Genomic DNA, 17,442 nt, shown 5'->3' with positions numbered 1-17,442 from the left:
CCCGTACTGCGCGCACTCGGCTACGCCAAGAACCCGTTTTGAAGGATTCGCGCTTCAGATGAATGCGCTGGGCGACTAAGCGTCGTCGCGACGCCTTGTGTCGTTTCGCGATAAGGCCGTCTTGCGTATTCGCAAGCCAACGAGTCGCAACCGAGTGCGGATGGGCGGACGGCGGTCGGTCCGGCAGAGGCCTGCCTGGGCCGCCCGCTAACGCGGCAACCTTGTGCTATCTCCGCGATCGCGCCTTTTACGAAGGGTTTCATCAGCCGAGATAGCAGATTCATTCAGGAGCCACTGCATAGCCGAGACCGATACCCCGGCGGTTCGATCATGACTCATGCGGCACTGCAAAGAACCACCGCTCACAGTTTTCAAAATGTTGCCCGCCCGTCGGAGGAACGGCGTTCGGCCGGCATGGGTAAAAACAGTGCTCCCGCGGCGAAGCCATCTAGCCCACTCTGCCGTGTTTGCCTACGTATGCGATATCGGCGTTAGCGCCAAGTTGGTTGTTCTTCCTGAGGCCCGATTAGCATGCACGCGTCGTCGCGCGACTAGGGATCGTAACGCGCCGGGATGTAAGCCTACGTTATGTAGCAGAAGCTTCACTAATCAAAGGTCGAAGTCGCATCAGATCCGGAATGCCCCTTGCTAGGAAGTATCACGGCATGCTACTTCCTGGAGATTTTCGCCATGACCAAAGACACGAAGAGCCCGTCGTATCCTTTCGCGTCGGGTGGCTGGGGATCCTTAAAATCGGTCGCTAGAATCCTGGCGCAGGAAAAGATCCCGCTGAAAGACAGCGCGATTCTGCTCAAGCAGAATAAGCCCGATGGATTTATGTGCGTGAGTTGCTCATGGGCAAAACCAGCCGATCCGCATACGTTCGAGTTTTGTGAAAGCGGTGCGAAAGCGACCGCCTGGGATACGACAGCCAAACGAATGACGCCGGAGTTCTTCGAGCTAAATACGGTCACTTCGCTCCTGAATTGGCATGATCACGATCTGGAGGAGGCTGGCCGGCTCACAGCACCCATGCGATACGACGCAGCCACGGACAAGTACGTCGAGGTAAGTTGGGACAATGCTTTGGCGGAAATTGGCCGAGAACTTAACGCACTCGATCCCGAGACGGTCGTCTTTTACACATCGGGTCGGGCGTCGCTGGAAACCGCGTACATGTATCAGCTTTTCGCCCGCATGTATGGGTGCAACAACTTGCCCGACAGTTCGAACATGTGTCACGAAAGTTCCAGCGTGGGACTCAAGGAAGCGATCGGCGTCGGCGTCGGCACCATCACGTTGGAGGACTTCGAAAGCACCGATCTGATCTTTTTCTTCGGCCAGAACGTCGGTACCAACAGCCCACGAATGCTTCATCAGCTTCAGGACGCGCGCAAACGAGGCGTTCCAATCGTAACGTTTAATCCTCTGCGGGAGCCAGGGCTTGTTTCCTTCGCGAATCCACAGTCGCCCGTGCAGATGCTCACGCCCGCGGAGACGCAAATCAGCACGCAGTATCACCAGGTTAAAACGGGAGGCGACAGCGCGGCGATGCTCGGCATCTGCAAAGCTGTGATCGAAGCGGACGATGACGCCAAGGCGCAGGGTCTGACGCGGGTCATCGACGTGGCGTTCATCGAGGAACATACGACCGGATATGAAGAGTTCGCGGCGTGCGCGCGTGCGACCGAATGGAGCGAAATCGAGCGGGTCAGCGGTCTGGGTCGCCCCGCGCTGCTCGACGCGGCGAGCGAATATATGAAGGCCAATGCTGTCATGGCTCACTACGGGATGGGCTTGACACAGCACCGGCTAGGCGTTCAAAACGTACGCATGCTCTGCAATCTGCTGTTCCTGCGCGGAAACGTCGGTAAGCCGGGGGCGGGACCCTCGCCGATTCGTGGTCACTCCAACGTGCAAGGCCAGCGCACCGTCGGGATCACGGAAAAGCCCGAGCTTGCACCTCTCGATCAGCTTGCGAAACAATTTTCGTTTGAACCGCCGAGAAAAAAGGGATTAAACACGATCGAAGCATTCGAGTCGATTGTGAAGGGAGATGTGAAAGCCGTTCTCAATTTAGGCGGCAATCTCGTACGCTCTGTGCCCGATCGTCTGCAGACGGAGCCCGCCTGGGCCCGTCTGCGTCTGACCGTGAGTGTCGCGACAAAGCTCAATCGCAGTCATCTGGTGCACGGGGAAGTGTCGTACGTACTGCCATGTCTGAGCCGAATCGAGACTCACCGTACGCCGCGAGGCGATCAAGCCGTGTCCATGGAAGACAGCACAGGCTGCATGCATGGATCACGAGGCGTCACCGAGCCTGCCAGCGAGAAGGCGCGGTCGGAGCAATACATCGTCGCCGGCATAGCCAGGGCGACACTTGGCGAACGCCCTGGTGTGCAATGGGATGCGTGGCGCGATGACCATTCACTCGTGCGCGACGAGATCGCGAAGACGTATCCCGAGATTTTTCATGACTTCAATGCGCGCATGTGGGAGCCTGGCGGCTTTCACCGCCCTCTTCCAGCGCGCCAACGACAGTGGAAGACCAAGTCAGGCAAGGCCGAATTTATCGTCCCACATTCACTCGGCGAAGACCCGGACATGCCTGAAAACGCCCCTGAAGCGCTACGCCTGATGACCCTGCGCAGCGACAGCCAGTTCAACACGACGATCTATAACATCGAGGACCGTTTCCGGGGAGTCAAAGGCACTCGCATGGTCATCTTGATGAATAAGGCGGACATAGAACGGCGACACCTTAGCGAAGGGCAAAAAATCACTTTGCAGACGATCGCCGACGATGGCATCGACAGGCGGCTGGAACGGCTCGAAGTAAAAGCCTACGACATCCCGGAAGGCTGCATTGGCGGCTATTACCCGGAATGCAACGTGCTGTTGCCGCTGTGGCACTACGCCAAGGAAAGCAAGGTGCCGGGCGCCAAGTCGATTCCCGTGCGGATAGTCGGATAAGCCTAACGTATGCAGCAGCCAGCATGCATGCGACGCGACGACGCGAGCTCGCAGGTTGCACATCCAACCTACTTGTGGATCTTCGAACGAAGACGCTCGACTTGTCGGTCGGAGACCGGAGCTGCGTGGTTACCCCACGCGCTTCGAACGAAACTGACCACCTCGGCGATTTGGCTCGTCGTCAGTTGATCATGGAAACCAGGCATCTTTTGCGGTGCGGGGCCTGTCTCGGTCGCTGGGCTGTTGCTGCCCTCGATGACGATGCGCATGACGGACGTGGGATCCTCCGCCAAAACGAGGGGACTTCCAGCCAATGCAGCAACCTTCCCCGTTTGGCCTTGCCCGTCGACCTGATGACAGCGTGCGCAGAAGGACAAGTAGATGCCGGCTCCGTGTCGTTCTTTTTCGCCGGTCTCGAGGCTCCGCGCGGTTTGAACCTTGGCGTGGGCGTTGTCGTTGTAGTCACCATACGCGCGCTGCGGGGGCAGCGACTTGAGATACACGGCGATCGCATTCAGGTCTGAATCGGTAAGATATTGCGTACTGTCTTCTACTGCGGGCGCCATCGCGCCAAACGCGATCGCGCCGGCGCCATGTCCCGTGCGCAAGAACCTGACGATGTCTTCTCGCGACCACCGGCCCAGCCCGCTCCCGGGGTCGCCCGTAAGGTTGGGCGCAAACCAATGGTCAATCACTCCCCCGGTCAGGTATAAAGGCGATTCCTCGCTATAGCCAAGTTCGTTGTAGGCGGGGCCGCGTGGCGTGTGACAGGCCCCACAATGCCCGAGTCCTTGAACTAAGTACGCACCCCGATTCCATTGAGCGCTTTGCTTTGGATCGGGAGAGAACTGGTCACGGTTGCCGAATGCGAACGTCCAGAACAGCATGCCCCAACGTTGATTGAAAGGAAACGGCAAGTGCGTCTCGGGTGCACGCTTGGCCGCGGGCATCACGCCATGCATAAGGTAAGCATAGAGCGCCGTCACGTCATCGTCGGTCATTTTCGCGAACGACGCGTAAGGCATTGCAGGATATAGTCGCTTGCCATCGCGGCGCTTGCCGTAGCGCAATGCGTCGGAGAACTCCCCCAAGGTGTAGCGTCCGATACCGAATGTGGGATCCGGAGTGAGATTGCTTGCATAGATTGGACCGAACGGGGAATTCACGGGCATTCCACCGCCCAGCGGCGTATGATCTGCCGCATCGTGGCACGCGCTACAGTCCCCGGCTTTCGCCAGATATTCGCCTCGTACGACGCGATTCGGATCGCTCGTCATTGGCGACTGTGCATTTGTGCCCGCCGGAAGGTGGTCATCAGCACTCCCGCTGCAACCGCCCGCGGCGAGCGCGATTGCCAATATCGGCAAGACAGCGACGCGTTTTAAGCTTCTCGGCCGATTCATATCAGTGCCATTGACTGCAAGAGACGAGAAACACTTCTGCAAGAATCGTGAACACGAGCCCGACAACAAATCCACATCCGATCAGTGAGCTGCAGAGCGCAACGAAGCGCTTGCGGTTGATTTCCTCTTGCTCGCGAGGTGGCTGTTCCTTCGACTCGCCGACCTCGCCGCGCTCCTTGTTCCGCTTTTGCCTTGCATGCAAAGAGACGAAGCCGTAAGTTGCCAGCCCCGCGCAAACGACTGAAATCAGAAGCGCCACGGCTGAAGTTCCGTACAGCCACGCATGTATATGCGAGACGCCCGGCGACCTAAGGGGCGTGGTCGTTGCATCGCAAGTTTGCGCAGAGACGGTCTCAGAAACGATGACCTGCAAGAGCCACGCGCCCGGCGAAATGAAGAATCCGGCGCCTGCAAATATCCAGAACCGACGCTTTTCCGCGTGAGTCAGCCGCTCATCTTTCGAGACGGAGCTTGGCATCACTGGCCCCTGAGCCAAAGTGGTGTCACATACAGCGAGGTGAAGATAAACAGCCACACCACGTCCACGAAGTGCCAGTACAGTCCACCGATCCGCATCGGCGCATTGCGCTCCTCGTCGAAGTAGCCAAGTGCGATCCAGATCGCCAACAATACAAGAATGACCAGTCCCACCAGAACGTGCGCCAGATGGAAGCCTGTAATCGTGAAATAGAGTGACCCGTAAAGGTGAGCCGTCAGCCCGTATGGATGGTCGTGCCATTCCTTTAGTTGTATGCCGACGAAGAGGCATCCGAGCACAATCGCGACCAGCATCCAGGTGAACGCGCGCCATCTCTTGCTCTTTTTGAGCATGCGCTCGGACAGCCAGGCGAACACGCTGCTCAAGATGAGCAGGCTGGTGCTCAATGCGCCAACACCGATCTTCGGCATGCCTTCGGGCGGCCATGGCAGTTGCGTTTGTGACTGCGAGTAGAAGTAGCAGAAGATGAGGTAACCGAAGAGGCTCGCCTCCGTCACAACAAGCGCTAGGACGCCCCACCAGCCGCCCGAGTGTTCGCCCGCGCTGCCCACCGGAAGGGCATCGTCTCTCTGCGCGTTTTGCGCCGGTGCCGTTTGTTGGGGCGTCGGCGGCTCGCGCTGCGCCAATGACCGGCGCGGCCACATCCATGCGATCAAGGTTGCACCGCACGCGGAGAAAGCGATGATCGTGAACGACGGCGAGTGCAGGAGCATCGCGAGGAACATCAGCGCAGCAAAGAGCCCCAAGAAAAATGGTGACCACGCATCTTCCGGCATCTTGAGGATCACGTCGGGTTTGCCGCTGAATGGATGAACACCAAGCGCCTCGCGGCCCCGATGCAACAGATAGCCTTCCTCGAGACTCGAACGACGGCCAGACGGTTGCAGGCGATCCTCCCACATCGGATGGCGCGATTCGATGACCGGCAGAACCGCAAAGTTGTACGGCGGTGGCGGCGACGCGACAGACCATTCCAGCCCGGGTGAATCCCACGGATTCGGCGGCGCTTTTCTCCCGCGCCGCGCTGAGAGCAGCGCATTGATCGCGAACAGCAGGATGCCCACACCGAGCAGGAACGAACCGATGGTGGTGATGAGATTCGAGGTATCCCAGCCCATCCCTTCCGGATAGGTGTAGACCCGTCGCGGCATTCCCAGCAGACCCGAGATGTGCATTGGAAAAAAGCCGACATTGAAGCCAATCAAGACTATCCAGAACGCGATCTTCCCGAGCCGCTCGTTCATCAGGCGCCCGGTGAATTTTGGAAACCAGTAGGTGATGCCGCCAAGTACCGGAAAGACGTTGATCCCGAGCAACACGTAGTGCAAATGCGCCACAATGAAATAGGTCTCGTTGAGTTGCCAATCGAGCGGTACGGCAGCGGTCATGACGCCCGACACACCGCCGACGACGAACATCAGCACGAAACTGGCAAAATAAAGGAACGGGACCGTGAAGACCGGGCGTCCCATCCAGATCGTCCCGATCCATGCAAACACCGCCACCGCGCTCGGGATCGAGATCAACACGCTCGCCGCGCCAAAGAACGCGAGTGCCAGTGGCGCGATGCCGGTCGCGAACATGTGATGAATCCACACTTCGAATCCGATAATCATCGTGGCGACTGTCGACATCGCCACCGCCGCATAGGCCACGAGCGGACGCCTGCAAAACGTCGGCAACGCGTCAGAGACGATGCCCATCGCCGGCAACACGACTACGTACACCCATGGGTGCGCGAACATCCAGAACAGGTGCTGCCACATGAGCGGCCGACCGTCGGCTGCGACGTCAAAAAAGTGTGTGCCAATGTTTCGGTCCATCCACAGCAAGAAGAATGCAAGGCTCACCGATGGCACGGCGAAAAGATTGGCGAACGAGATGGTGAGCGTTCCCCATATGATGATTGGCAGGCGATCCACCGACATGCCGACCGCACGCATCCGAAAAAGTGTGACGACGAAGTTCACTGCACCCACTGTCGTCGAGATGCCGAGCAGCACCATCCCGAGCGCATAAACGTCGATGTTTGGACCCCGGTTATATTCCAGAGAGGAGAACGGTACATAGTTGAACCAGCCCGCGTTAGGTGCCTGACCGAACGGGAAGCTGCAATAGAGGAACAGCCCGGCGAACAAAAACACCCAGTAAGACAAAGCGTTCAGCCGCGGGAAGGCCATGTCGCGCGAGCCGAGCATGAGCGGCCAGAGGAAGTTGGCGAATCCGCTCAGGACCGGCAACGCATAAAGAAAAATCATGGTCACGCCGTGCATCGTGAAAAGCTGCGCGTATTGCTCGGCAGACAGCAGCGTCTCGTTGGGCCGCGCGAGTTGCAGGCGCATCAGCAAGGCCTCGACCCCGCCAATCAGGAGGAAGGCGAACGCCGTGACGATGTAGCGCAGGCCAATCTTTTTATGATCCACGGTGGTAAAAAAGCCGCGCCAGCCGGCTTCGCCTTCCCAGATTTCATGGAGGCGTTTCTCCATTTCTGAGCCTTCCGGAACGCGGCCGAATTCCGGCTCGCGTCGGAAAGCCGCCCGGCCCGATTGCATCACGCTGCGATCACTCGTCGCGGACATCATTCTTCCTTAGCTTAGAGTAGCAAGATACGCCGATAGATCGCGCGCCTCGGCGGGTGAAAGCTTCATGTCGGGCATGAGTGTGCCGGGCTTGATCTCTTGCACGTGTTGAACCCAGTCCATCAGGTTCTCCTGTGAATTGACGATCGTGCCCGCTGCGATCAGCCTGCGGGACAGAACATGTGTAAGATCGGGCGCTTGCACCCCTGCGGACTTGCTGCCGCGAACGGTATGACAGCCCGCGCAGCGCTTTTCGAACAGCTTTGCGCCATTTACCGTTTGAGCGCTGGCTGGCACAGACGCCGGGGATCGCTGCGCCGTCATCCATCGCTCGAAGTCCGCCCGCGGCTGTGCGTATACTTCAAAGGCCATGTGAGCATGCTGAACGCCGCAATACTGCGTACATTGGCCGCGGAATACGCCCGGCCTGTCAGCCTGAACCCACTGGCGGTTGATTACGCCGGGTATAGCCTGCGTCTTGCCCGATAAGTCGGGAACCCAGAATGCGTGGATAACATCCGCGCTTTTCAGCAAAACGAGCACCGGTTCGCCCACCGGAATGTGCAGTTCGTTAGCGGTCGAGAAGTGACTCGGGCCGTCGTCGTAATCGACTTTCCACCACCAGTCGTAGGCCGTGACGGTGATAGTGACCGCAGGGGCACTGGGGGGATCGGCGACCCTTGCGAGAACGACGAGCATATACACCGAAATACCCAGTAACGCGACGGTGGAAACTGCCGTGCCAACGTAGACAAAGCTCGTCCCTCCCTTGGCGCTGAGCAGTTTCGGATCTTCCCGCTTGCGATGCCGAAACATTCCTATGACGAGCATGATGGCGATGATCACGCAAACTAAACTCGAAATACTTGCAAGCACCCACCCCAGATGCAGCACAGGGTCGGTCGCCGGCCCGTTGCTGTGCAGGAAATAGGCAAGCGGCGTCTGCCCGCTGGCCAGAGACGCCGCATTGTCCGGCACACCGGAATTGGCCTGAGCGCCGAACTGAATCATTGCAATCAGGAGGGCCAGCCCACATCGGACTAACCGTCCCGGATGGCGAGCCTTGACGATCACATCTTCTCCTTCACACCACGCCTGATAAGCCAGTAGTTCACCGGGTAGGTCGTGATAAAACCTGCGACCATCGCCACTTGCATGCGCACCCAGTACATCGCATCGGTGGGTTCTAACGGCGTGGCGATTTTGGCAAACGCGATCATGCACCCGAACATACCGATTTCGTAAGCAAGCAACGACAGCGTATCTGCCTTGACCGCCGCAACGATGCCCTTGCGCAATCCAAGGCCCCGCATCGGTACAATAGAGAAATACTGGAATGCGACACCGATTAGATAGGCCAAGATAAACGCCAGCGCTAGTTTTCCCACGAGTGCCGAGCCGGCGATCGTTACGGCCATCGCAAACGCCAGCCATTCGCCTATGAAGTCGCCTAACGCGCATCCGGCGCCACAGTGTGTCGCGCCAAGGAAGGTGGCCTGCCACAATGGGTGCTTCCTGCTTTTTTGTCCCCGATGTTGAGCGACCGAACCAAAAGTAAAACAGAAGACCGACCGGACCCCAGTACAGCATCGTCAAGGGCCACACCACCGACATGATGACCATGGATTGACGATGTCCGCCTAGCCAAACATCGAGAACGACGACCACGGCTGAGCACGCCGATAAGGCAAGCCATGTTGCCGGTGCGGCAGTCAACCATTGTGCTGACATCGGGAAATCTCCGGCAGCATGAACCCCGCTGAGGCATGGCGAGCCTGCCCCAAGCTCGGTTTTGAAAGACACGCGTCAGGGTGCAAACTCATAGCAATCGCTGTTCCGCGCGAGCCACGCACTATGGTCGCGAAGCGGCTAAATTCGGTTTGGGGGACGTGCCGTACTGAACAGGTCACGATGTGCCGATCTTGCGAGCACAGCCAATGGGCCGCTTGGAAGCTAGTCTGGCTCTGCTACTATGGTGGCCAGACAACGGATCAACATCAGGGTACGCGCGAGCGAGACGAGATCTACACTTATGAACCAGCGAAGGGGTCGCGCCCAAAGCGGCCTGCTCACGAAGAGCGATTTGGAGTCGATGTCGAACTTCCGCTACCAGCTTAGGAAGTTCCTCCGATACTCCGAAGAAATCACGCATGCTGCGGGGATAACGCCGCTTCAATATCAATTGCTTCTGCATGTGCGTGGCGTCCCCGGAAAGTCGTGCGCGACGGTCGGGGAAATTGCCGAACGTCTTCAGGCAGCGCCCAATGGTACTGCGGCCTTGGTCAACCGGTGCGAGGCCGCCGGACTTGTCGTGCGCAAGCCCGGTCAGGCTGACCGTCGACTGGTAGAAGTTCATTTGACACCGAAGGGCGAGCGATGCCTGCTCAAACTTGCTGCACTACACCTCGCGGAATACCGCACATTTGGCTGGCTCGCCAACAGCGTTAATGTGCACGGGTAAGATGGCTTGCATTTTAAGTGCACCGCGCCTCAGCCGGGTGACTCGTCGCGTTGAGCCAGTAGCTCGTAGGCGGCGCAACCACATTTTTGAAACGCGGCTCGATATCAATGCGGTTGCCATCAACGGAATCGCCAGGGCGTGCCCATTGATCCTCTCAATGATGAAAGCGGTGATCGGGCCCTGCGTCACCTCGGCGACATAGCCCCCTATTCCACGGGCGATCAGCATTGGAAGCTGCATCTGCCCGAAAAGCAGATGTAGCGCGTTTCCGATGCCCGGCGGCGATCGCAAGACGGCGCAAAGAGTCCACCGGGCGCACCCGGCGGGTAAAATCCGATGATCATCGATGCCATCTTGAGCACGGGGTACGCAACGCCGAGCTGCACCCTTTCCTCCAACATGGCTCTTGCTTCGGCATATTCACTGTCAAGGCCGTGATCGCACGTCGCAACTCCGATGACTGCGATCGCCAGTCCGCAATCGGCACCGAAAAGCACCGGGTGCCGTGCACCCAGGCAATCAACATCTCTGGCATCCAGCGACGGTGTTGAGCAGTATCAGCAAAAGAGGTCGCCCATGACTCCAGTTACTATTCCGATGAGAACCACCGCCGCGGCCTGCAGATCCAGGAACTGCCGAGATCGATCGAGCCGTAATATGTATAGTTAACCTGAAGCCCGAGGGAGACAATGTGAGAACCCCATTGGTGCGTTCCTCGAAACTGCGGGTGAGCTCTTCAATGGCAAAAAGACGCCCGCCAGAGGCGCCTCGAAGGCCGCCGAGAGTCCGACCGCCGCGCCTAGGAGCGCTGGCCGTCATTCAAGACTTGCCTCACCCATCCTTCTCAAGCGGGCCGGATTGAGGCATTGAAAGGCGAACGTCAGCGAGGCTCCCACATGGATAGTGGCCCCTTCGAGGATCGACAGGAACGGCATCGCAAGCTTGTCAATCAGAAACCGCATGTATCAGAGTCGCGGACCCATCTCACCCTCGGCGTGAAGCCTCGCGATGACATTTGGAATTCCGCTGCCCTCGGCACCACGAAACCATCGGCGTCTAACCCAGACTCCTGCAGGCGCGACCGTCGATGTCAGCACTAGCGGTAGCCATCAGAGTTGCGCTGTGTATTCCAGGAAGGCCGCATAGCCAAAATCAAACTGTGCAGCACATTGTGACAGAAATAATTAGCAGGGGGCGTTGAACAGTGTCCCGACCGGCCGGCAGCGCGTAGAATGTGAGGTCGATGTCATCTGCTGCCTTCACTTGACGAAGTATCACAGTGTGCCAATTTACACGTCGTTTGAAAAATTTCCATTCGATCGGCCGCTGAACGATTCAGGAAGCGCCTACATTGTCCTTCCCATCCTTGACGCGTTGCGCTCGACACGAGCCCTCCGCTTCACATCCTCCAGCTCGGCGTGTGCATCGAGACGTCGGGGCCGAGCGCGGTGCAGCTTCGCACGGGTCTCTACGATGCGCGACTCGATCACATGCGTCGCCGGCGCATTTTTGTGCAGCAGCCGAGCGTGGCGACGCAGATTCGCCACCTCGTCGACCGCGCGGTGCGCATCGCGCTATCGGAACTAACAGTCACCGCGCTCGTGCTCCCTGACGATCTGCAGGACCGACTTCGTCATTCACGAAGCACCGCTCGACCGGGTCGCTTGCACCTTCCTGCAACGTGCACCAGACGCCTTGCCGGCCGATGCGGCCCGCAGGATGATTTAGCAATCCGCCAGCACGCCCTTCAGCCGCTCGCCGTCGCAGACGGGCATCGCAGCCACGTTCATTTCGTCTATTAAGGCGGCGCGTCGAACGCTTTCTCATCGACGGCGAGCCCTCGAGGGCGTGAATTGCGTAAGACACACTTAAAGTTAGCAAAGTCTGGCAAGTAAATACCCTCCAAGCAGAGCGGGTCGTGGGATAAACGATCCATTAGTTGCCGCGCTCTAGCCGACCCGCAGTGGTGGCACGCGCGAAGGCGGAAAGGAGATGACGCTTTGTCCACAGCGACTGCCCCATGGCCATTCCGCCTGATAACAGAACAGAAATCTAGCCGAGGCGCAGCGAAGTGGCACGAATGCTGCGCACTCGAAACTATGTCCGCAGTGAGACCGCATGAACACGCTTTCCGGTCAGGGTTGCCGCATCTCAATTCAGTCGGTGAATTTATGTACTTAAACGGTATCGGCACGGCTAATCCTCCGCGGCGTTATACTAAATTCGATTGCCTCAGTGCATTCCAGAATTCGGAATGGTATGTGCGACTTGATGCTCGCGCCCGGTTCGTCGCGCACACCGTGTTGCAACGAGACAACGGCATCGAGGCACGGCGACTCGCCCTCGATTCGCTCAGCGACGCTTTCGTGATCGACCCCGACACGCTTTCCGAACGCTTTTTGACATATGCTCCTGCACTAGCGATCGCCGCAGCGACAAGCGCCTTACGCAACGCCGGTATCGCTCCCGCTGATATTGATGCCATCGTCGTGAGTACTTGCACCGGATATGTATGCCCCGCGTTGTCCGGCTATGTAATCCAGGCGCTCGGCCTGCGCGCGGATACGCAGGCATTTGACCTGGTGGGTCAGGGCTGCGCCGCCGCGCTCCCGAACATGCAGCTCGGGCATGCGTTATTACGGCCCTCCTCATCTACCTTGTCGGATGGATGCAAGCACGTACTCTCAGTCTGCGTCGAAGTGAGCAGTGCGGCGATGTACCTTGACGACGACCCCGGCGTGATCATTAGCGCATGTCTGTTTGGCGACGGTGCTGGAGCGGCAGTCTTATCACGGCAACCGACTGGTTCGCGCCAAATCGAATGGATCGATAGTGTTTCCTTGATTGATCCAAGTGAGCGAAAAGCGCTCATGTTTGAACAGCGCAAAGGCATGTTGCGGAACGTTCTGACACGTGCGGTCCCTTCGCTCGCCGCCCAGTACGCGCGCCGGGTGCTTGATACCTCGCTAAACCGGGGTGGCCTGCGTCCATCGGATGTTGTTACATGGATCATGCATGCCGGCGGACGCGACGTACTGCTCGCTCTCGAGCGCGAATTCGAGTTACAGCCGCGGGCCTTGCATTACAGTGCGGCGATACTGCGCGAGTACGGCAACATGTCAAGCGCCTTTGTTTACTTTGTACTTCAGGAAGCATTGGCCGATCACGCCCCGGGTGGTTATTGGTGGCTATCGTCGTTTGGTGCAGGTTTTAGCTGCCATGGCGCACTGCTCAGAGTCGCGCCCAAGGCCGACGTCCCACTCCCCAACGATGGGCATCTTCGTGCGCCGCTGTGATGAGCTTTCCGCGAATTGTCACCTCCGAAATCCTTGACGAGCTGAGTGAGGAGGATCCGGCCGCGCAGGGTTCTCGGCGTGACCTACAACGCGTTCACCGCGTCATGGGCACCCGTGCAATCGTGGGGCGTGCGCTTGAGACGTTGTTGGCTTCACGGCCAGCGCGGGCGCCACTTCGAATACTCGAGCTCGGCGCTGGCGATGGCACGCTGATGTTGAGCGTCGCGCAAAAACTCAAGCTTTGCCTGTCAAACGTTGAATTGACCCTGCTCGATCGACAGGACCTTATCAGGCGCGAGACGATCGAACGCTATGCGCGACTTGGATGGAGGGTGCAGGGCTGCAAAAAGGACATTTTCGACTGGCGCCGGGAAAATTCACGCGATCAACCTGTATGCATGGGTGACCGATGGGATTTGATCGTCACGACGCTTTTTTTACACCATTTTGAAGCTTCACAACTTGTCGCGCTTCTCGACGTGATTGCAGCGTCGACCGAACGATTTTTCGCATGTGAGCCGCGGCGGGATTGGCTCGCTTTATTGGGAAGTCACCTAATCGGTGCGCTTGGCGTGAATGCTGTCACGCGCCACGATGCCGTTCTAAGCGTGCATGCGGGCTTTCGCGAGCAAGAACTCCAGTCACTCTGGCCAGCCCACGGCATCCAGTGGCAGTTGGACGAGTTTCAGGCGGGACTCTTCAGCCATTGCTTCCGCGCTGACCGCGTCGGGGAGAAGTAATGCGAACCACATTCGACGCATTGATCATTGGGGCGGGTCCGGCCGGTTCGACGGCTGCGATCCTGCTGGCGCTTGCCGGATGGTCGGTTGCTCTTGTGGAAAAGCAACGCTTTCCGCGCCGTAAGGTATGTGGAGAGTGCATTGCGCCCAGCGCCTTGCCCCTTTTTGCCGCGCTTGGAATCGAGCAGGATTTGACGCTTCGGGCCGGCCCCCATTTGAGACGATTGGCGTTGATGCGCGGCTCCGATAGGGTCGTGTCTGACTTTCCCGTGGCACCTGATAGCGACTATTATTGGGGTCGCGCCGTTGGCCGAGAGACGCTCGACACTCTTTTGGCGGACCAGGCACACAAGGTAGGGGTACAACTTTTGCAGCCGTGCGCGGTACTTGGTCTTCTTGGTGGACCGGGTGCATGGCGCTGCGACATTCGCGATCTTAATACCTCGGCTACCCAGACGTTGCGGGCGCGTGTGGCCATTGCTGCACATGGTTCTTGGGAGGCTCTGCCGTCGGTACCGCCTCAACCTCGGAGGCCACGTCGCCCATCCGACCTGCTGGCGTTCAAAGCCAATTTCACAGGCGCGTCGCTCGAAGAGGGACTGCTTCCGGTGCTCTTGTTCGATGGCGGTTACGGCGGCATGGTCGTCGCAGAAGGAGGCGTTACCACCATGGCCGGTTGCCTTCGACGGGACAAACTTGACGTATTGCGCCGTGAAAACCCGGGCGCAAGCGCCGGCGAGTGTTTGGAAGCGATGCTTCGTGGACAGTGCTCAGGAGTCGGCGAAACGCTCAACACGGCGTCTAGGCAGGGGGCATGGATCGGGGCAGGGCCGATCAATCCCGGCATTCGCCTCAGCTCCGGTGACGGCTTGTTGCGCGTTGGAAACGCTGCGGGCGAAGCCCATCCCATAATCGGCGAGGGCATCAGCATGGCCGTGCAATCTGCATGGCTCTTGTGTGTGCAACTGCTTAGCGTGGATACCTCGCCTGATCGCGAAACGGTTGGTGAGGCGTGGCAGCGCCTCGTCGCCCGGCGCTACGCGCGTGAGTGGAGGCTGCACTTTGTTCCGCGCATCAGACTCGCCTCCGCGTTTGCGCATGCCAGCATGCACGCGCGCAGCAGCGCCCTTTTGCTCGCGCTCGCGAAGCGTTGGCCAGCCTTCTTGCCTTTGGGCTCACGATGGGCTGGAAAAATACGCTGCGCCATCGACCCGGCCGAGGTCGCTCGACTAGCCCAACAGCGTTCCGATTATGAAGCGCTCTAGCCGACTTCCGTTCCATGAAGGGCACACGCTACTCCGACTGCTCTCTCTTTTTCAAGATTTAAGCTCTCGGTCGCTGCCCGCCTCTACTACTAACCGGTCCACTGAATCGTTATGAACACAACTTTCGATTGGCTTCGCACGAAGCTGGCACAGGATTACAGCCTCGACGCTGCGGCATTGGTGCCCGACGCGGCGCTCGAAACGCTCGGGCTTGACTCTCTCGCTGTGGCGGAGCTTCTCTTCAACGTTGAAGATGAATTTCACATTAAGATGCCCACCGAAACCGTTCCGCTAGCGACGCTCGGTGATGTCGCTCGGTTCATCGACGAGCAAATCGCACAGCAGCACCCCGCTGAGGCGACGCCGGGCATTGTCTCGGCTCACGCGTCGTCATGAGGCGGGTAGCGGTTACCGGCGTAGGCACGGTCTGTCCGTTGGGAAACAATGCCGGCGAGGCCTACTTCAATGCGTATCGAGGACACTCAGGCATCCGTCGTCTGGATCCCCTGACGTATCGATCTAGCTCCTCAGTTGCTGGAACCACGCAACTCATAGGCGTCGGTTATTTCGATCCAGCAAAGTTGCGCATGCTCGACAGGGTGAGCCAGTTCGCGCTCATTGCCGCCCGCGAAGCCGCGTCGAGTGCTGGCATTGAGGCGGGCCCGCGACATCATGGTCGTACAGGCGTCTTTATCGGCACGGGTATGGGGGGCACTCAAACCCTCGACGAGGGCTATCAAGCACTCTATGGCGAACATTCCGATCGCGTCAAGCCGTTCACCGTGCTAATGGGCATGTACAACGCGCCCGCAGCGTGGATTAGCATGGAATACGGCCTATGCGGACCTTGTCTGACGTACTCGACGGCATGTTCATCGTCTACGGTGGCTATTGGAGAGGCGTGGTCACGCATTGCGCATGGCGAGCTTGACATGGCAATCGCGGGCGGTACGGAAGCCCCGCTTTCCTGCGGCTCTTTAAAGGCGTGGGAAGCACTCCACACGCTCGCAACCGTCGACAATGATGACCCTTCAGCCACGTGCAAGCCATTTTCGAAAAATCGAAACGGCATGGTGCTGGCTGAGGGTGCAGCAATCTTAGTGCTGGAATCCTGGGAGCACGCACTCACTCGCGGCGCATCGATCTACGGTGAAGTGCTGGGTTATGGCATCACCACCGATATCGCGCACATTACGCGGCCAAGCATCGAAGGCCAAGCCGCGACCATGAGCGCAGCGCTTGCCGCAGCGAACGTCGCGCCCTCGGACATTGATGCGATCAATGCTCACGGCACAGGGACGCCGGTAAACGACGTGACCGAAACTGCCGCCATCAAAGCGGTATTCGGCACGAGGGCACACGAAATTCCGATCAGCGCGACCAAGGCGGTTCATGGCCATCTACTTGGCGCATCCGGTGCGCTCGAATGCCTACTTAGTTTGTTGGCAATGCTGAATCAGGCGTTATTGCCGACCATGCACCTGCACGCCCCCGATCCCGCTTGCGATCTCGACTATGTGCCCAATGCTGCCCGGGACCGGGTGCCGGTACTCACCATGTTGTCAAATTCGTTCGCGTTTGGAGGCACTAACGCGGCTCTTGTTCTGCGCGCGTCGACTGTAAGTTGATTGAAGGAACATCTCGTCACGGGGATCACCGAGCGCAAGCCGGAAGGACTTGACTCATCCACGGCACACCTTGCCAACTCGGTATGCGAGACCGCTGTCAGTGAAAGACCGTTTTCTTCGCTTTTCAAGGGAACTTTGCACACGCTAAGTGCCATCCACATGAAAGCCGAGATGCTACGCCGTGAGTTCCTGCATCAGGCAGACCTTATCGGCATAGCAGACAAGTCATCGGTAAGACCAACCACAAGGCGAACGAAAGCTCTGGTTTCCAGAGTCGACTTCTGGCGCTCACGCTCGCGCAGTTTTTTTCTTCCTAATGTTGCGCTAAGGAAGCAACTGGATGATGACCTATAGTCTTCCCTCGTCGGCGAGGTGGGCGACGAATCTGTTTGGCACTTTCTGTCACGCTGTGAAGCCTATTGGGTTCGCAAGAACATCAAGACCACGTCTGAAATATCGTCCTCGGTTGGAGCTGAAATATTGCTGCTTCAACGGACGGTTAGCGATGGAGTTGAAATATACTCAAGAGTGCCGAGTTCGGCACAGTCTTGGGGTTATGTGGCCAGTCGGAACATCTCGAAGGTGTCAGGGTCCTGCC

12 protein-coding genes and 1 pseudogene are annotated in these 17,442 nt (G+C 58.5%); 8 read left to right on the top strand and 5 right to left on the bottom strand.

Annotation, left to right across the window (positions count from 1 at the left end):
- Nucleotides 1-690 precede the first annotated feature (690 nt).
- The gene (locus tag AWB81_RS29970; RefSeq protein ID WP_062640389.1) at nt 691-2,973 is read left to right on the top strand and encodes an FdhF/YdeP family oxidoreductase; all 2,283 of its coding nucleotides are present in this window, start codon (nt 691-693) and stop codon (nt 2,971-2,973) included.
- A gap of 68 nt (nt 2,974-3,041) precedes the next feature.
- Here the strand turns inward: AWB81_RS29970 and AWB81_RS29965 are convergent, their stop codons facing one another.
- The 5 genes from AWB81_RS29965 to AWB81_RS29945 form a co-directional block, all read right to left on the bottom strand.
- On the bottom strand, nt 3,042-4,376 hold the full coding sequence (locus AWB81_RS29965) for a c-type cytochrome (RefSeq protein WP_062640387.1): 1,335 nt from the start codon (nt 4,374-4,376) through the stop codon (nt 3,042-3,044).
- A gap of 1 nt (nt 4,377) precedes the next feature.
- Entirely contained in the window at nt 4,378-4,635 is a 258-nt protein-coding gene (locus AWB81_RS47150) for a hypothetical protein (RefSeq protein ID WP_235025974.1), read from the bottom strand.
- 218 nt (nt 4,636-4,853) lie between these two features.
- Nucleotides 4,854-7,454, bottom strand: coding sequence for a cytochrome c oxidase subunit I (ctaD, locus tag AWB81_RS29955; protein ID WP_062640383.1), 2,601 nt, complete (start codon nt 7,452-7,454; stop codon nt 4,854-4,856).
- Between the two features lie 9 nt (nt 7,455-7,463).
- Complete coding sequence (gene coxB / locus AWB81_RS29950) at nt 7,464-8,465, bottom strand: cytochrome c oxidase subunit II (RefSeq protein WP_062640398.1); 1,002 nt, start codon at nt 8,463-8,465, stop codon at nt 7,464-7,466.
- A 59-nt stretch (nt 8,466-8,524) separates the two neighbouring features.
- The gene (locus AWB81_RS29945; protein ID WP_235025973.1) at nt 8,525-8,959 is read right to left on the bottom strand and encodes a DUF4396 domain-containing protein; all 435 of its coding nucleotides are present in this window, start codon (nt 8,957-8,959) and stop codon (nt 8,525-8,527) included.
- A gap of 527 nt (nt 8,960-9,486) precedes the next feature.
- Between AWB81_RS29945 and AWB81_RS29940 the strand changes: the two genes are divergently transcribed.
- The 7 genes and pseudogenes from AWB81_RS29940 (at nt 9,487) to AWB81_RS29905 (ending at nt 16,844) form a co-directional block, all read left to right on the top strand.
- The gene (locus AWB81_RS29940; protein WP_062640381.1) at nt 9,487-9,915 is read left to right on the top strand and encodes a MarR family winged helix-turn-helix transcriptional regulator; all 429 of its coding nucleotides are present in this window, start codon (nt 9,487-9,489) and stop codon (nt 9,913-9,915) included.
- Nucleotides 9,916-11,324: 1,409 nt separating this feature from the next.
- Nucleotides 11,325-11,585 (top strand): annotated as a pseudogene (locus AWB81_RS47145) (thiamine pyrophosphate-requiring protein); the annotation flags it as partial.
- A gap of 501 nt (nt 11,586-12,086) precedes the next feature.
- The gene (locus tag AWB81_RS29925) at nt 12,087-13,211 is read left to right on the top strand and encodes a type III polyketide synthase (protein WP_062640396.1); all 1,125 of its coding nucleotides are present in this window, start codon (nt 12,087-12,089) and stop codon (nt 13,209-13,211) included.
- Complete coding sequence (locus tag AWB81_RS29920; protein WP_062640377.1) at nt 13,211-13,951, top strand: methyltransferase domain-containing protein; 741 nt, start codon at nt 13,211-13,213, stop codon at nt 13,949-13,951. The genes AWB81_RS29925 and AWB81_RS29920 overlap by 1 nt, the downstream gene beginning before the upstream one ends.
- Nucleotides 13,951-15,216, top strand: a complete 1,266-nt coding sequence (locus AWB81_RS29915) for an NAD(P)/FAD-dependent oxidoreductase (protein ID WP_062640375.1) — start codon at nt 13,951-13,953, stop codon at nt 15,214-15,216. Before AWB81_RS29920 ends, AWB81_RS29915 begins: the two co-directional genes overlap by 1 nt.
- A gap of 111 nt (nt 15,217-15,327) precedes the next feature.
- Nucleotides 15,328-15,612 carry an acyl carrier protein gene (locus AWB81_RS29910; RefSeq protein WP_062640373.1) on the top strand — a complete coding sequence of 95 codons (285 nt, stop codon included), beginning with the start codon at nt 15,328-15,330 and terminating at the stop codon, nt 15,610-15,612.
- Between the two features lie 38 nt (nt 15,613-15,650).
- Complete coding sequence (locus AWB81_RS29905) at nt 15,651-16,844, top strand: beta-ketoacyl-[acyl-carrier-protein] synthase family protein (protein ID WP_235025972.1); 1,194 nt, start codon at nt 15,651-15,653, stop codon at nt 16,842-16,844.
- Nucleotides 16,845-17,442 lie beyond the last annotated feature (598 nt).

The sequence above is a fragment of the Caballeronia arationis genome, from assembly GCF_001544975.2.
Taxonomy (GTDB): Bacteria; Pseudomonadota; Gammaproteobacteria; order Burkholderiales; family Burkholderiaceae; genus Caballeronia; species Caballeronia arationis.
The sequence above is the reverse complement of the archived record's forward strand: the minus strand, read 5'-3'. Positions and strand labels throughout refer to the sequence as shown.

Excerpts from the sequence above, each read along its gene's own strand:
- AWB81_RS29940 (WP_062640381.1), top strand. The coding sequence starts at position 9,487 with ATGAACCAGCGAAGGGGTCGCGCCCAAAGCGGCCTGCTCACGAAGAGC.
- ctaD (WP_062640383.1), bottom strand. The coding sequence starts at position 7,454 with ATGTCCGCGACGAGTGATCGCAGCGTGATGCAATCGGGCCGGGCGGCT.
- AWB81_RS29965 (WP_062640387.1), bottom strand. The coding sequence starts at position 4,376 with ATGAATCGGCCGAGAAGCTTAAAACGCGTCGCTGTCTTGCCGATATTG.
- AWB81_RS29915 (WP_062640375.1), top strand. The coding sequence starts at position 13,951 with ATGCGAACCACATTCGACGCATTGATCATTGGGGCGGGTCCGGCCGGT.
- AWB81_RS29970 (WP_062640389.1), top strand. The coding sequence starts at position 691 with ATGACCAAAGACACGAAGAGCCCGTCGTATCCTTTCGCGTCGGGTGGC.
- coxB (WP_062640398.1), bottom strand. The coding sequence starts at position 8,465 with ATGATTCAGTTCGGCGCTCAGGCCAATTCCGGTGTGCCGGACAATGCG.
- AWB81_RS29920 (WP_062640377.1), top strand. The coding sequence starts at position 13,211 with ATGAGCTTTCCGCGAATTGTCACCTCCGAAATCCTTGACGAGCTGAGT.
- AWB81_RS29910 (WP_062640373.1), top strand. The coding sequence starts at position 15,328 with ATGAACACAACTTTCGATTGGCTTCGCACGAAGCTGGCACAGGATTAC.
- AWB81_RS29925 (WP_062640396.1), top strand. The coding sequence starts at position 12,087 with ATGTACTTAAACGGTATCGGCACGGCTAATCCTCCGCGGCGTTATACT.